19 protein-coding genes are annotated in these 14951 nt (G+C 67.6%); 13 read left to right on the plus strand and 6 right to left on the minus strand.

Features of this window, described 5'->3' with window-relative positions; all coding sequences use genetic code 11:
* Positions 1-205: 205 nt before the first annotated feature.
* The 3 genes from WAX14_RS06335 (at position 206) to WAX14_RS06345 (ending at position 1620) form a co-directional block, all read left to right on the plus strand.
* Complete coding sequence (locus WAX14_RS06335) at positions 206-364, plus strand: hypothetical protein (RefSeq protein WP_422627241.1); 159 nt, start codon at positions 206-208, stop codon at positions 362-364.
* A gap of 52 nt (positions 365-416) precedes the next feature.
* Complete coding sequence (locus WAX14_RS06340; protein ID WP_422627258.1) at positions 417-1334, plus strand: alpha/beta hydrolase; 918 nt, start codon at positions 417-419, stop codon at positions 1332-1334.
* A 73-nt stretch (positions 1335-1407) separates the two neighbouring features.
* Positions 1408-1620 carry a TOBE domain-containing protein gene (locus WAX14_RS06345; protein WP_422627242.1) on the plus strand — a complete coding sequence of 71 codons (213 nt, stop codon included), beginning with the start codon at positions 1408-1410 and terminating at the stop codon, positions 1618-1620.
* Positions 1621-1678: 58 nt separating this feature from the next.
* Here the strand turns inward: WAX14_RS06345 and WAX14_RS06350 are convergent, their stop codons facing one another.
* On the minus strand, positions 1679-2269 hold the full coding sequence (locus tag WAX14_RS06350; protein WP_422627243.1) for a molybdopterin-dependent oxidoreductase: 591 nt from the start codon (positions 2267-2269) through the stop codon (positions 1679-1681).
* A gap of 896 nt (positions 2270-3165) precedes the next feature.
* On the opposite strand from WAX14_RS06350, the gene WAX14_RS06355 reads away from it, so the two are divergent.
* Genes WAX14_RS06355 through aroB form a run of 4 tightly spaced genes read left to right on the plus strand, consistent with a single transcriptional unit; the run spans position 3166 to position 6679 of the window.
* Positions 3166-3765 carry a prepilin peptidase gene (locus tag WAX14_RS06355; RefSeq protein WP_422627244.1) on the plus strand — a complete coding sequence of 200 codons (600 nt, stop codon included), beginning with the start codon at positions 3166-3168 and terminating at the stop codon, positions 3763-3765.
* A gap of 48 nt (positions 3766-3813) precedes the next feature.
* The gene (gene aroC / locus WAX14_RS06360; protein ID WP_422627245.1) at positions 3814-5001 is read left to right on the plus strand and encodes a chorismate synthase; all 1188 of its coding nucleotides are present in this window, start codon (positions 3814-3816) and stop codon (positions 4999-5001) included.
* Between the two features lie 5 nt (positions 5002-5006).
* Entirely contained in the window at positions 5007-5573 is a 567-nt protein-coding gene (locus WAX14_RS06365; RefSeq protein WP_422627246.1) for a shikimate kinase, read from the plus strand.
* On the plus strand, positions 5570-6679 hold the full coding sequence (aroB, locus tag WAX14_RS06370; protein WP_422627247.1) for a 3-dehydroquinate synthase: 1110 nt from the start codon (positions 5570-5572) through the stop codon (positions 6677-6679). Before WAX14_RS06365 ends, aroB begins: the two co-directional genes overlap by 4 nt.
* Before the next feature lie 24 nt (positions 6680-6703).
* Here the strand turns inward: aroB and WAX14_RS06375 are convergent, their stop codons facing one another.
* The 5 genes from WAX14_RS06375 to WAX14_RS06395 form a co-directional block, all read right to left on the minus strand.
* Positions 6704-7477: a DUF6920 family protein gene (locus WAX14_RS06375; RefSeq protein ID WP_422627248.1), complete on the minus strand. Its 774-nt coding sequence runs from the start codon at positions 7475-7477 to the stop codon at positions 6704-6706.
* A 387-nt stretch (positions 7478-7864) separates the two neighbouring features.
* Positions 7865-8332: a DIP1984 family protein gene (locus WAX14_RS06380; RefSeq protein ID WP_422627249.1), complete on the minus strand. Its 468-nt coding sequence runs from the start codon at positions 8330-8332 to the stop codon at positions 7865-7867.
* 181 nt (positions 8333-8513) lie between these two features.
* Positions 8514-8717 (minus strand): cold-shock protein, encoded by a 204-nt coding sequence (locus tag WAX14_RS06385; RefSeq protein ID WP_422627250.1) that lies wholly within the window; start codon positions 8715-8717, stop codon positions 8514-8516.
* A gap of 183 nt (positions 8718-8900) precedes the next feature.
* Complete coding sequence (locus tag WAX14_RS06390; RefSeq protein WP_422627251.1) at positions 8901-9497, minus strand: TIGR03086 family metal-binding protein; 597 nt, start codon at positions 9495-9497, stop codon at positions 8901-8903.
* 136 nt (positions 9498-9633) lie between these two features.
* On the minus strand, positions 9634-10194 hold the full coding sequence (locus WAX14_RS06395) for a B-4DMT family transporter (protein WP_422627252.1): 561 nt from the start codon (positions 10192-10194) through the stop codon (positions 9634-9636).
* 106 nt (positions 10195-10300) lie between these two features.
* Here WAX14_RS06395 and WAX14_RS06400 point away from each other — a divergent pair, with 106 nt between their 5' ends.
* The 6 genes from WAX14_RS06400 to WAX14_RS06425 form a co-directional block, all read left to right on the plus strand.
* A complete protein-coding gene (locus WAX14_RS06400) occupies positions 10301-11398 on the plus strand; it encodes a M24 family metallopeptidase (RefSeq protein WP_422627253.1) in 1098 nt (365 codons plus the stop codon).
* Between the two features lie 34 nt (positions 11399-11432).
* A complete protein-coding gene (gene efp / locus WAX14_RS06405; protein WP_422627254.1) occupies positions 11433-11996 on the plus strand; it encodes an elongation factor P in 564 nt (187 codons plus the stop codon).
* The gene (gene nusB, locus WAX14_RS06410; protein WP_422627255.1) at positions 11997-12527 is read left to right on the plus strand and encodes a transcription antitermination factor NusB; all 531 of its coding nucleotides are present in this window, start codon (positions 11997-11999) and stop codon (positions 12525-12527) included.
* Positions 12528-12719: 192 nt separating this feature from the next.
* Entirely contained in the window at positions 12720-13334 is a 615-nt protein-coding gene (gene pyrR, locus WAX14_RS06415; protein ID WP_422627259.1) for a bifunctional pyr operon transcriptional regulator/uracil phosphoribosyltransferase PyrR, read from the plus strand.
* Positions 13331-14275: an aspartate carbamoyltransferase catalytic subunit gene (locus WAX14_RS06420; RefSeq protein WP_422627256.1), complete on the plus strand. Its 945-nt coding sequence runs from the start codon at positions 13331-13333 to the stop codon at positions 14273-14275. Before pyrR ends, WAX14_RS06420 begins: the two co-directional genes overlap by 4 nt.
* Positions 14272-14951: amidohydrolase family protein (locus WAX14_RS06425; protein ID WP_422627257.1), on the plus strand; the 680-nt coding region annotated here is incomplete at its 3' end. The genes WAX14_RS06420 and WAX14_RS06425, both read left to right, overlap by 4 nt.

A 14951-nucleotide genomic window follows, 5' to 3' on the forward strand; every position in this document is an offset into this window, starting at 1 on the left:
TGTGAGTCACTGTGAGAGGTAACTCGTTGATCACTACGCGATGGCCCACCCTCGGTGAGGGATCGACACGCCGTGGACCTGCCCGGATGTCCTCACCGGATTCCCACCACCCCATGGGACTCTCCCCACCGCAGACGAGGCCGGACGGTATCGGGGCTTCTACCAGTGGGACGGTGCCACCCGCGCGCGGGACTACGTTCGTGCCTTGTGGTGGCCGCTCGCGCTGGTCAGCGTTCGCTCGTCGATCAGATACCACGTGATCCCCGGAGCGCTCAGCCGCGATGTCCTCGCGGAGGCCGCCGAGTCGCGGCAGAACGACGACACGGATTCCGCAGTGTGGTGGCGGTTGCGGTCCGTATCGTGAGGTCGACAGGGATTCCCGCCGGCAGTCGGCAGGCGGATAGTATGCGGTCGTGATGCTGCGACGACCCCGCCATACCACTACCGGGCCCATCCGAATATTGGTTCTCGTCGCGATCATCGCGCTGCCGGCGGCTTCCGGATTCGTGCCGACAGCCCTCGCGTCCGTCCCCGTGTCAGGTTCGGATCCTGATTCGAATCCGGTTGATTCGGAACGTATTTCGGTCAGCGAACGTTACTCGGCGTCCGGCGGCCATTCCGTCGTTGCCGCTGCGGTGCCCGGCTATCAGATCTTCTATCCCGCCGACATCGAGATCGGTGGCGACCGTCATCCGGTGGTGACATTCGGCAACGGAAGCTACGCGACGTACGAGCAGTACGAGGGCTTGCTACGGCACCTTGCGTCCTGGGGCTTCGTCGTCGTGGTCGCCGACAGCAGCGTCACCGGCGACGGCACCGAAATCCTGGCAGCGGCCCGTTACATTCTCGCGCAGAACGACAACCCGGACAGTGTCTTTCACAACCGCATCGACGTCGATCACATTGCCGCCGTCGGGCATTCGCAGGGTGCCGGTGGATCGATCAATGCCGGCACCGAGTCGGGCGGACTCATCACGTCCACTGCGGTCCTCAACCTGCCTGACCCCTGGTGGTTTTCCCGGCCGGTCGACGTGGTCGACGTGACTCGGCTCGACGGTCCGGTGTTCTATCTGACCGGGGCCGACGATCCACTTTCGACCGCCCTGCCGCAGGCTGCCTTTCATGCGGCAAGTCAGGGGCCTGCCGTCCGTGGCCGACTGTTGGGTGCGGAACACAACTGGCCGTCCGACGGGGGTGGGTTCCGGGGATATCTCACGGCGTGGTTGCGTTTCACGCTCGTCGGTGATGCCGATGCTGCGCCGGCCTTCACCGGCTCCGCACCGGAATTGCTGGCGGACCCGGCATGGGACAGGACTGCGGTCAGCGGCTGGTGATCGGCGGTGCGCGACGGACCGACGTCCGAGACAGGCCTATCGTCGTCTATACCCACCGATCAATGGAGGTTCCATGCGTCTGTCCACTCGGAATCAGCTTTCCGGCACGGTCGTCGACGTCACCGTCGGGGCTGTGATGGCCACGGTGAAGGTCAAACTCGACGGCGGCGAGCAGGTCGTGACCGCCTCGATCACGAAGGAAGCCGTCGAGGAACTCGGTCTCGCCGCGGGTGTTGCCGCGACCGTGCTCGTCAAGTCGACCGAAGTGATGCTCGGAGTCGAGTAGCGCACCGCGGGTGCCGGCGCGCCGAGCCGGCACCCGCATCGATTTGCCGAACCGTCACCTACCGATCGGCGTCGGGTGCGAGATCGACGACATGCAACTGGATGAGATCACCGACGTAGCGCCCGCCCTTGATATCGCCCGGAGCGACGAGCCTCGGCCGGTCGAGCGGTGCACCGTCTTCGGTGTGGGCGACGAGGATCTCGGTGGCGGCGAAGTCGGGTGACATCTCGCCCCATGCGATGGTGGCGGTGTATCCGTCGGCGCCGGTCGCGGCGACCGCGACGGCAAGAAGTGGGTTCTTCACCTCCATGTCGACCGCCGGGTCGGCCGCGGAGATGATGTCGAACAGCGCGGCCCCGTCGTAGGTGTGGCTCTGCGATCCCGTGCTGGACTCGAAGGCCGCAGTCCGGGTGTGCTGCGGTAGCGCGCGCAGCGCGTCGCTCGTGAGGGTGGTGGGGTTCCGGACGTCACCGCTGACGACGACTTCCCCTGGACCGGCCGCGACGTCCGCGGTCGGTGTGGATGTGCCGCTGGTGGTCGGCGCCTGCTGATCCGCTTCTGTGGGACTCGAGCAGCCTGCGACGAGCGCGGTCAGCGTGGCGAGGCCGAGAACAGTACGCGCCGCCGAACGATATCGGTGAGTGGTCATGGAGTGAGAGTCCTTTCAGTCACAGGAGTTTCGAACCCGAGATGGGTATCCCGGGTTGGGTGGCAATGAGGCTCGAGCAGGTGAGGCGGGCGGAGCCGGTGGTCTATGCGACGAGCGTCGCCGCGGCGGTCCTGGGTGGTGGAATCCGGCCATCTGTTCGTTGGATTCGCATATGCGGGAAAATAGTCGAAACAGATCAGAAAATGCGGAACTGTGAGCGGAATATCTCCGGTGATGCGGTAGTCAAATCAGCTGATCGGGGACGGCTCGGTCACCACCTCACCGACCGCGCGACCGCTGAAGATGGCCCATGCCGTGAGCTTGCGACCTGACGATCGAGGTCACCGCGGTGAGCGTGGGAGGGCGCCCGCGCGCGGGACGACACCGGTGCGTGCACCACCACCCGACTATCGGACCGGCATCGGCGCCGTCGAACCGGATGGTGCGCGATTCCAGACGGCGGGCAGGTACCGGAATCCGGTCCTCTCGGAACCACCGGTACGCGGTCTGTGGGTGCACACCCGGTGTACGGGCCGACTCGGAGGATATTGGCCGGATACGCGACCGCGAAAGGGGCTGCGCGCGGGATCGCGGAACGCATCTCCAGGGGAATCGAGGAGGCGTCGATGCCCGGGACTGGGCGGACATCGACGAGTGGGTCGCCACTATCCGCGCGGAGAGCGACGATGACGTCGGGGTAGTGCTCCTGATGAACACCCCGGAAGCCGGACATCTGCGGACCGTGTGCTCGGCGAGGATCCACCCGGCGGAGTGATCGTGATGGCCCACAGGGGCGAGCAGCGCCAGTTGTCCACAACCGTCCGATCCATCCACAGATGTGCCGCTGACAACCCCGACGGCGAGATCGGCGCCGGAACTCGCGTCATCCTGCATCCATGCAGATTGCACTGTGGTTCGCGGCCGGACTCGTCGCCGGGCACGGCGCCTCGACCCTGGCCGTTCGACTGGCACGGCGACCACCTGTCCGAGGTGCCTGCGAGGCAGCGAGCGCCGTCGGCGCCGCGATTGTCGCGACTGTCGCGACGGACCCGGTGTCGGCCCTTGCGCTCGCTGCACTGACGTGGTGGTGCGTGTGCCTGAGCACCGTCGACCTGCTCGAGCGGAGACTCCCGAACATCCTGACCGTGCCTGGCGCTGCCACGATACTGACAGTCGCGGCAGCGGCCGGGCATGGACGGGCGGCACTCGTCGGTGCCGGCCTCCTCGCCGGGCCGATGCTGCTCGCCCATCTTGTCTCGCCGCGCTCGTTGGGTGCCGGTGACGTGAAACTCGCGGTCGGGATCGGTGCTGTCGCCGGGGTCGCCGGCCCGTCGTCGTGGCTGCTCGTCGCGGTGGCCCCGCCGCTGATCACCGCCGTCGCGGGACTCGTGATGCGGATGGGGCGACGGTGGTCTCCGCGAGCCGGTCCACTACTCGTTCCGCACGGCCCGTCGATGTGCGTCGTCACCGTGCTCGCACTGCTCGCCGCCCCCTGACCGGACCACCGTCACGATTGCCGGATCGGGCATGGAAGGATATGGCGTGTGCTGCGCTGGATAACTGCTGGAGAATCCCATGGTCCCGCCCTCGTTGCGATGCTCGAGGGGATGGTCGCCGGTGTCGAGGTGACGTCGAGCGACATCTCCGAGCAGCTCGCCCGCCGCCGGCTCGGCTACGGGCGCGGTGCGCGCATGAAATTCGAGGCCGACAAGGTCACCATCGTCGGTGGTGTGCGCCACGGGCTGACCCTCGGCGGCCCGGTGGCCATCGAGATCGGCAACACCGAATGGCCCAAGTGGGAAACCATCATGTCCGCCGACCCGGTCGACGCCGACGAACTGGCCGGTCAGGCCCGCAACGCGCCACTCACCCGCCCCCGTCCCGGCCATGCCGACTACTCGGGCATGCTCAAATACGGCTTCGACGACGCCCGCCCGGTGCTCGAACGTGCCAGCGCCCGCGAAACCGCGGCCCGCGTTGCCGCAGGCACCGTCGCGCGCAACTTCTTGCGACAGGTATTCGGCGCCGAAGTCGTCTCCCATGTCATCTCCATCGGTGCCTCGGACCCGTACGTCGGGGCAGAGCCCACCGCTGCGGACCTCGAAGCCATCGACGCGAGCCCGGTGCGTGCGTTCGCCAAGGCAGCCGAGGAATCGATGATCGCCGAGATCGAATCGGCCAAGCGCGACGGTGACACCCTCGGCGGCGTCGTCGAGGTCGTCGTCCACGGGCTTCCCGTCGGCCTCGGGTCGTTCATCAGCGGAACCGACCGCCTCGACGCGCGTCTCGCCGCGGCGCTCATGGGAATCCAGGCGATCAAGGGTGTCGAGGTCGGCGACGGATTCGACACCGCGCGCCGCCGGGGCAGCGCCGCCCACGACGAGATGAAGCCCGGCCCGGACGGGGTGCTGCGGTCCACGAACCGCGCCGGTGGACTCGAGGGTGGCATGACCAACGGTGAAGCGCTGCGCGTGCGCGCGGCGATGAAGCCGATTTCGACCGTTCCCCGTGCCCTGTCCACCATCGACATGAGCACCGGTGAGGAAGCCGTCGCGATCCACCAGCGTTCCGACGTGTGCGCGGTACCCGCTGCCGGTGTCGTCGCCGAGGCGATGGTCGCTCTCGTCGTCGCGCAGGCCGCGCTCGAGAAGTTCGGTGGCGATTCGCTGGCCGAGACCCGCAGCAACGCCGACCGCTACCTGAAGGGCATCGCGGCACGTCCGCCGCGGTGATTGTGATGAGGCCACGTGCCGTACTGATCGGGCCGCCCGGCGCCGGAAAGTCGACGATCGGTCGACGTCTCGCCGTGGCCCTCGACTTGCCGCTGCTCGACACCGACGTCGAGATCGAACGCACCACCGGACGCACCATCCCGGACATCTTCGTCCAGGACGGGGAACCGGCGTTCCGGGAGATCGAGGAACGCGTCGTCGCGGATGCGCTCGTCCAGCAGGGCGGCATCGTCTCCCTCGGCGGCGGTGCGATCCTGTCCGACCGCACCCGCAGCCTGCTGTCCGGGCACACCGTGATCTACCTCGAGATCAGCGTCGCAGAGGGGTTGCGCCGCACCGGAACCGGCGCGGGCCGACCGCTCCTCGCCGGCGACGATCCCGCCAAGAAGTACCGGGACTTGATGCGTCGTCGACGGCCGCTGTACCGGCAGGCGGCGACCATCCGGGTTCGGACCGACGGACGCAGTCCCGGGCGTGTCGTGCAATATCTGCTCAGGAAGCTCGAAGCGGAGGCCGGCGCCGCCGCCGAGAGCGCATCCATCGGCGCCGAGAAGCGGAGCCCCACACCGTGACCGAACCGGTACGCGTCGACGTCCAGACGGCCCAGCCCTACCCGGTGATCGTCGGACGGGGTCTGCTCGGCGACATCGTCGACACCCTGGCAGGCACCCGAACCGTCGCGATCTTCCATCAGCCGCCGCTCGAAGCGACCGCCGAAGTGCTACGGGAAGTGCTCGCGGAGAAGGGAATCGACGCGCACCGCGTCGAGTTGCCCGATGCCGAGGACGGCAAAGACCTCGCGGTCGCCGGATTCTGCTGGGAGGTGCTCGGACGCATCGGCCTCACCCGCAGCGACGCCGTCGTCTCGCTCGGTGGTGGTGCGGCCACCGACCTCGCCGGTTTCGTTGCCGGGACCTGGATGCGCGGCGTACGTATCGTCCACATCCCGACGACACTGCTCGCGATGGTCGACGCCGCCGTCGGTGGTAAGACCGGTATCAACACCGAAGCCGGCAAGAACCTCGTCGGTGTCTTCCATGAGCCGTCCGCCGTGTTCGTCGACCTCGCGACATTGGAGACGGTGCCGCGCAACGAGGTCATCGCCGGTATGGCCGAGGTCATCAAGACCGGTTTCATCGCCGACCCGACAATCCTCGACCTCATCGAGGCGGACCCGGGCGCCGCGCTCGATCCGACCGGCACGGTGCTGCCGGAACTGGTCCGCCGCTCCATCGAGGTCAAGGCGCGGGTCGTCGCCGCGGATCTGCGCGAGTCGGATCTGCGCGAGATCCTCAACTACGGGCACACTCTCGGCCACGCCATCGAGCGTCGCGAACGGTACCGGTGGCGTCACGGCGCCGCAGTCTCGGTCGGCCTCGTGTTCGCAGCGGAACTGGGGCGCCTTGCCGGACGGCTCGACGACGCGACCGCCGATCGGCACCGGTCCATTCTCGAATCGGTGGGTCTGCCCACCACCTACGATGCCGCGGCCTTCGGTGATCTGCTCGCGGGCATGCAGACCGACAAGAAGAACCGTGCCGGGATGTTGCGCTTCGTCGTCCTCGACGGTCTCGCCAAGCCGGGTCGGCTCGAAGGCCCGGACCCGGCGCTGCTCGCGGCGGCCTACTCGGAGGTCGCCAGGCAGGGCACGGCCGACGCCGGAACCGTTCTGCTCTAGTGCTTTCGGATCCCGCCGTTGCGTTCACCGAAACGCGGCGGCGGTGATCTCCGCGCGGAAGAACTCGCCCTCGGACCAGCGCGTCGTTCCGCACCACCAGCCGGCCCGGAACCGGGACGGAATCGTGATGCCGCCGAACGATGTCTCGGATTCGATGTCCACCCCGAACGGATAGCGGCCGAAGGGCTCACCGTTCGGGCTGCCCCAGCGGTCGGAGTGCACCGCGATCAGATGTCCGTCGCCGATGAACTCCAGGCATACCGTCTCGGTGTGGGTTCCGATGCGCCAGGTCGCGATTGCCGCATCGGAACCCGAGTCGTGCCACGTCGCCTGATCGAATGCCGAAGGTGCAAAAACGAATTCGGCAGCGAGTCGACCGACTGCGCTGGCCGTGATGTCGGCGGAGGAGGCGGACATCACCGGCACCAGTCCGCCGAGCTTCCAGTTCATCTCGCCGTGGCCGTCGGTGTACCGGTCGTAACCGAGAACCGGCACACACCCGACCCGCGCCGTGGCCGCCCACACGAACCCGACACCCGGCACCAGGATCTGGGTTGCTCGGAACGGCCGCCACGACCCGAGCTTGATCCGGCCGCGCATCGTCAACTGCACCGCGTGGGCGAGTGGCACTCCCGGTTCCAGCGTGTGCCTGAGCCACCGTTGCGCGGCCGGCGGTAGATCCTCGGCCTGTCCGTGGTCGAACCGGTGCGTCGACTGCGGTACGGATCCCAGCGCGTCCCAGTCGCGCCGGACCGGTCGCGCCGAGCGCGGAGCGGGCAGGAACACACGTCCATCCATGCCAGGAAGCATGGGCGTGAATACCGGACCGGGCAACCGCTCGTGACGCGCGTTACGTCGAACTGCGGCGGCGCACGAACGTGGCGATCCGGACCGACGCGGTGATGGTCGTGTCCGGCTGGGACGCGGCCGCCGCTCGACTCCTGTGCCCTCGCGTACGGCATGTGACGACGGGGGTGCCGAGAGACCCCGAACCCACCCTCGCCGGTCGAAGATCAGCACGTGGTGATGAATCGTGCGAGATGCACGGTCTCTTGTGCGTGGTGCTGGGCTGCGTTGTGTGGTGCGTGCGCTGCCCACCGCGCTACAGAGGAGCCGGAATGACCGCCGGCGCGGTTGTGTGCTCGCTTCTCCGGCCGGCTACCGACTCTCGGCCCTCCTCGTCGACTACTCCAGCAGGTCGGCCTCCCAGTTGGTGCGCTGGATATCGGTGTCCACTGCGCGGAGGTCACGCGCCAATTCGTCTGCACGCGTTCGTAACTCGCTGACCGGAACGGCGGCGACGTAGGTCAGTTCGGATCGTAGCTGTCGGGCATAGCCGCGTTCGGCACGCCCGGATGCGGCGTCGGCGGCGGCGGTGATCGCGGAATGATGCAGCCGCAGAACGTCTCGGCGGGCCAACGCGTCGGTAACCGTGCCGCCGCGGAGTGGTGTCGCAGCGTTCGTGCGATTGATGCGGCGGATCAGTTGCTCGTATTCGTCGAGCGCCCCTGCGAGTTCGGCGATCAGCGCGACGGCGTTCTCGGCGGGTTCCTCACCCTCTTGGTGGCGGGCGTTGTCGACGATCCGTTCCCGCAACTGCGTGATCTTCCGGAACAGATCGCCGCGCGCTGCGAGCGCCTCGGCCAACTTCATCGGTCCACATCCTTTCGCGTGATCGACAGAACGGACATCAGTGCCGGTCGAGCGCGGCGCGGGGGAGGTACGCGGATGGTGGGCCGCGCCGGATGCTCCACGAGTCCCGTCCGAACGGGTCGTGGCGCGCAGCGATCGGGGCGCACCCGGTGGCCGGGTGCGCCCCGATGTCGCCGTCGTGTCAGAGCGGGTGGACCTGCTGGGCCTGCGGCCCCTTCTGGCCCTGCCCGACCTCGAACTCGACGCGCTGATTCTCTTCCAGCGAGCGGTAGCCGCTGCCCTGAATCTCGGAGAAGTGGACGAACAGGTCGGCGCCCCCGTCATCGGGAGCGATGAATCCGAAACCCTTCTCGCTGTTGAACCACTTCACGGTGCCCTGCGCCATCTTGCCCAACTTCCTGTTATCCGGAGCCGAACGTCACGTCGACGTCACGATCTCCACAATCGATCGTGCCACCCCGACGCCGTGTACACACGGTGTAAGCGTCGGCGACACGAAAATTTCGGTGCTGTCGGACCTGTGACGGGCGGCGACGCGGTGCCGCACCCGACGTCGTGAGTGGGCTGTTCACGCTGAGCCGCGAGGTGTCCAGTCGGGATCGCGACCGGTGAGCCCGATGAGTCGATCCAGCGCGGTGGCATCGTCCGGCACGGCCACGACGGGACCGAAGAGGCCACCGTCGGCGCGCTGTTCGGGCGTGACTGCGGACGCGAATGCCGTGCATGCTGCGACCGCCGATTCGTCGCAGGTGTAGGGCAGGCCGACCGCGGCGGCGAGATCCCAGCCGTGGATCACCAGTTCGTCGAGTGCGACGAGTCCAGCGATGTGGCCGGGCATCTCCAGACCGCCGGCGTGTGTCGTCCCGGTCCACGCGGCGGGATCGGTCCAGGCCTGCGCCAGCACCGCCACCTGCGCGGGAATCCGGGTACGCCAGTCGTCGCCGAGATTGGCGGCCGACGGTACCGGAGGGCGCGCGGAGACCTCACCGGATTCCTTCGTGGCCGCGGCGGCGAATGCCACGCACAGGCCGCCGACATGGTCGAGAAGATCGCCGAGTGTGGCGTCCCGGCACGGAGTCGGTGCGGTCAGTTGATCATCACGTATCCCGGCGATCGCCTCGGTCATCGTCCGGGCGGTGGGGGAGAGGTCGAGCATGTCGGTCATGGGTGCCTCGATTCTCGAGCAGTGGGTCGTCGAGAAGGCAGACCAGGCTCACCGCGAAAACTGAGCACCCGACCGATCCGGGTGATGGTTCCCTTCCCCCGGCCAGGCCGAATGAAGGGAACCATCACCCGTGGTGTCAGCGGCCGTTGTCGCGGTCCGGGTCGATCGCGGGGAACACTTCGGTGGGTGAGTCGTCGCTGCTCCATGCGGATTCTGCGCCGACCGCGGCCCCGACCGGCACCGGGTCCGGCGCCGGCTTCTGCGCGACGTTCGCCTGCTCCCGGCGGACCAGCAGACGGCCGACGGTGATGGCGAGCATGGCGGGCAGGAATACCAGCAGCACGGTGAATGCGGCACCGGAGGTGAGTTCGAAGAACAACGACTTCACGCCGACCTGGATCGGTGTGATCGCATCGACCAGCCAGGTGAGGAATCCGCCGAGCAGACCGGCGACCGCGCCCGCCTTGAGCCACAACATCGTCAGGTCGGCACCGTGCTCCGGATCCGGATTCGCCCGCCGATCACGAATTCCGTCGATACCGCCCCAGATCAGGGCGGCGAACACGACGACGAGCAGACCGCCCCACCGCAGGACCGATCCTTGCAGGGGCCACTGGACGAGCGCTGCGCCCAGCAGGACGCGGACGAGCACATGCACAAGGGTCAGGCCGAGCCCGCGAGTCAACCAGGGTTTCATGTACCCGAGGGTAACGGCTGCGGCCGTGAATGTGTGTTTCGGCCCACACCCGAATTCGGTGCGTCGTCCTGTGACCGGCCACGAACGGTCGCGGTAGGTTGGACCGATGGCCGCCGATCATGCCTCTCGCCGCGCCGCGCTGCGCACCGTTCTCGCCGACCGGGGGCTCGACGCGCTGCTGGTCACGGATCTGCTCAACATTCGGTATCTCACCGGATTCACCGGTTCCAACGCCGCATTGCTGGTCACCGCGGACGATGACGCCGACGAATCGCGAACGGTTGTGTGCACCGACGGCCGGTACGTCACGCAGATCGCCGAACAGGTCCCGGACCTGCACGCACGCGTCGCCCGGGCGAGCGCCGACCACCTCGTCGCATCCGCCGGAGCACGCGCGAGCGTCTGGGGTTTCGAAAGTCATGTCGTCACGGTCGACGAGCACGCCCGCTGGTCAGGGCTCGGCAGTGCCGTGACGTTCGCGGCGGCTCCGGGCGTCGTCGAGCAATTGAGGGTGGTCAAGGACGAACACGAGATCGGGTTGCTGCGCGCGGCGTGCACCGCCGCCGACCGCGCGCTCGCAGACCTGATCGCCGGCGGGGGAGTGCGACCCGGACGCACCGAGAAGGAGGTGGGGCGGGAACTCGAATCCCGCATGCTCGACCACGGTGCCGACGGGATCTCGTTCGAGACGATCGTCGCGGCCGGAGCCAACTCGGCGATCCCGCATCACCGGCCGACCGGTGCCGTGTTGACCGCCGGTGACTTCGTCAAACTCGACTTCGGCGCGCAGATCGGTGGTTACCACTCCGACATGACCCGCACCTACGTGCTCGGCAGTGCCGCCGACTGGCAGCGAGACCTGTACGAGCTGGTGCTGCGCGCACAGCAGGCCGGGCGTGACGCCCTCGCGCCGGGTGTCGAATGCGCCGCCGTCGATGCCGCGTCCCGCTCGGTGATCACCGACGCCGGATACGGAGAACTGTTCCTGCACGGACTCGGCCACGGAGTAGGACTCGAGATCCACGAAGCGCCGGGAATCGGCGCGGCGGCGACCGGTACACTGGTCGCCGGTGCGACGGTGACCGTCGAGCCGGGCGTGTACCTCTCCGGGCGCGGAGGCGTGCGGATCGAGGACACGCTGGTGGTGCGTGAGCAGGCACCGGAACTGCTCACGCTCACCGACAAGACATTGACCGTCGTATAAGGGCGGTTCCTCGACTCTAGGAGACGCGAAGTAAGTGGCCGATACCAGTGATTTCAAGAACGGGCTTGTGCTGAAGATCGAGGGTCAGCTCTGGCAGATCACCGAATTTCAGCATGTCAAGCCCGGCAAGGGTCCGGCATTCGTGCGCTCGAAGCTGAAGAACGTGCTCTCCGGCAAGACTGTGGACAAGACCTGGAACGCCGGTGTCAAGGTCGAGACCGCCACCGTCGACCGCCGCGATATGACCTACCTGTACAACGACGGCACCGACTTCGTCTTCATGGACGGCGAAACCTACGACCAGATCTCGATCACGCCCGAGACCCTCGGTGACGGCGCTCGGTTCCTGCTCGAGAACATGGCAGTCCAGGTCGCGACACACGAGGGAACCCCGCTGTTCGTCGAGCTCCCCGTCACGATCGAACTGGTGGTCCAGCACACCGATCCGGGACTGCAGGGTGACCGCTCCACCGGCGGCACCAAGCCCGCGACCCTCGAGACCGGCGCCGAGATCCAGGTCCCGCTGTTCATCAACACCGGCGACAAGCTCAAAGTCGATTCGCGTGACGGCAACTACCTCGGGCGAGTGAACTCCTGAGTGTCCGGAACACAGAAGAAGCTCGGAGCCCGGCACAAGGCGCGTAAACGCGCCGTCGACCTGTTGTTCGAGGCGGAAGCCCGTGACACCGATCCGATCGACCTCGCCGCGGAGCGCGCTGCGCTGGCGGTCGCCGACGATCAGGTGGCGCCGGTCGCGCCGTACACCCGGACGCTGATCCGCGGTGTTGCCGAACACCTCGACGAACTCGATCAACTCATCGCCGACCATCTGCACGAGTGGACACTCGAGCGGCTGCCCGCGGTGGACCGCGCGATTCTGCGGATCGCGGCGTGGGAGCTGTTCCACGCCACCGACGTGCCGCCGGTGGTGGCAGTCGACGAGGCCGTCGAACTCGCCAAGCAGTTGTCGACCGACGACTCGCCGTCCTTCGTGAACGGGGTTCTCGGCCAACTCGTCGCCGTCGCCGATCAGGTGCGTGCGGCGGCCGCAGCGACAACCGCGAGTGCCGCAGCGACATCGGCGAACGGTGTGGACGATCCCCCGGAACTGTCCGGTTCGGAACAGTAGGGAACCATGCGAGGCAGGCGGGTCCGGACGAGGTCGACGACCTCACCGGACCCGTCGCTGTCCGTCCACGTGTGTCGCGCTTCACCCGTCAAGCTTGCCGTGACGCCACTTCGCCGCTGATAGGCTGGTTGACCGTCAGGCATCCTTTAACGATCCGTCCAGCGAGGCGGAGAAGGAGGTCGCTGTATGGCCATGTCCGAGGACGGCTCGTCAGCATCCACCGATTCACCGGCGCCCGGAACGGGAGCGCCCGCCCGCGAGCTGTTGTCCGCTGCGGACGTTGGACGCACCGTCGCGCGCATCTCACATCAGATCATCGAGAAGACCGCACTCGACGCCACCGACGGCGACGTTCCGCGCGTGGTCCTCATCGGCATTCCTACCCGCGGCACGACCCTCGCGCATCGCATCGCCGAACGAATCGAGGAGTTCTCGGGCGTCCGTGTGCCCGTCGGTTCCCTCGACATCACGCTCTACCGCGACGATCTGCGAACGAAGCCGCACCGACCGCTCGAACGCACGTCGGTACCCGAAGGTGGCGTCGACAACGCCCTGGTCGTCCTTGTCGACGACGTACTGTTCTCGGGCCGATCCGTGCGTGCAGCCCTCGACGCACTCCGCGATCTGGGCAGGCCGCGTGCCGTGCAACTCGCGGTGCTCGTCGACCGAGGGCATCGGGAGTTGCCGCTGCGCGCCGACTATGTCGGAAAGAACGTACCGACCGCCCGCACCGAGGACGTGCGTGTCCTGTTTTCCGAACAGGACGGCCGTGACGGTGTGGAGATCTCCGGAGGCAAGAACCTGTGAAACACCTGCTCTCCATCGCGGACTTGACAACGGAATCCGCGACCGAGCTTCTGGACGAAGCCGAACGGTTCGAGCAGGCGTTGCTCGGCCGCGAAGTGCGCAAGTTGCCGACGCTGCGCGGACGCACCGTGATGACGGTGTTCTTCGAGAACTCGACGCGGACCCGGGTGTCCTTCGAGGTGGCCGGAAAGTGGATGAGTGCCGACGTCATCAACGTGAGCGCGTCCAGTTCGTCGGTGTCCAAGGGTGAATCGTTGCGCGACACCGCGCTGACCCTGCACGCGGCGGGAGCCGACGCTCTCATCGTGCGTCATCCGGCGTCCGGTGCGGCACACCGCATCGCGGACTGGGCGACCGGCGCGGACGGTAGCGGCCCGTCGGTGATCAACGCCGGTGACGGCACGCACGAACACCCGACGCAGGCGCTGCTCGATGCGCTGACGCTGCGGCAGCGGCTCGGCTCGCTGGACGGGCGGCGAATCGGCATCGTCGGCGACATCCTGCACAGCCGGGTGGCACGGTCGAATGCGCTGCTGCTGTCGATGCTCGGAGCCGAGGTGGTGCTCGTCGCGCCCCGCACCCTGCTGCCGGTCGGTGTTCAGACGTGGCCGGTGACGGTGGCGCAGTCGCTCGACGCCGAACTGCCGGGTCTGGATGCGGTGCTCATGTTGCGGGTCCAGGCGGAACGGATGAACGGCGGGTTCTTCCCGTCGGCCCGCGAGTACTCGATCGGCTACGGACTTTCCGAGCGTCGGCTCGGTCTGCTCGCCGACGACGCGGTGGTGCTGCATCCCGGCCCGATGCTGCGCGGTATGGAAATCGCCTCGGCGGTGGCCGATGCCCCGCAGTCCGCGGTGCTGCAGCAGGTGACCAACGGTGTGCACGTGCGCATGGCGGTGCTGTTCCGTCTGCTCGTCGGCACCGAAGGAGCCTCGGTATGACGAATGTGATCGGAACAGGAGATTATTCGGTGACCCCGCAGGTTCTCATCCGCAACGTGCTGGTCTACGGCGAGGGTGATCCGGTCGATGTTCTGCTCGGCGACGAGCAGATCCTCGCGATCGGTTCCGGGCTCGAGGCCCACACGGATGCCGAGGTGATCGACGGTGCCGGTCAGGTCTTGCTGCCCGGTTTCGTGGACCTGCACACGCATCTGCGCGAGCCCGGACGCGAGGACACCGAGACGATCGACAGCGGCTCGGCCGCCGCGGCGCTCGGCGGCTACACCGCGGTGTTCGCGATGGCGAATACGAACCCGGTCGCGGACTCGGTCGTCGTCACCGACCACGTGTGGCGGCGCGGCCAGGAGGTCGGGCTCGTCGACGTGCATCCGGTCGGGGCGGTCACCGTCGGTCTCGCAGGCAAGCAACTCGCGGAGATGGGCACCATGGCGGCGGGTGTCGGCCGGGTCCGGATGTTCTCCGACGACGGCCACTGCGTGTACGACCCGCTGATCATGCGCCGCGCGCTCGAGTATGCAGGCACTCTCGGCGTTCTCGTCGCCCAGCATGCCGAGGAACCCAGGCTGACCGTCGGTGCTGTTGCTCATGAGGGGCCGACCGCGGCGCGGCTGGGCCTCACGGGATGGCCGCGCGCCGCCGAGGAGTCGATCGTCGC

This window comes from Rhodococcus sp. (in: high G+C Gram-positive bacteria), assembly GCF_049299235.1.
GTDB lineage: Bacteria > Actinomycetota > Actinomycetes > Mycobacteriales > Mycobacteriaceae > Rhodococcus.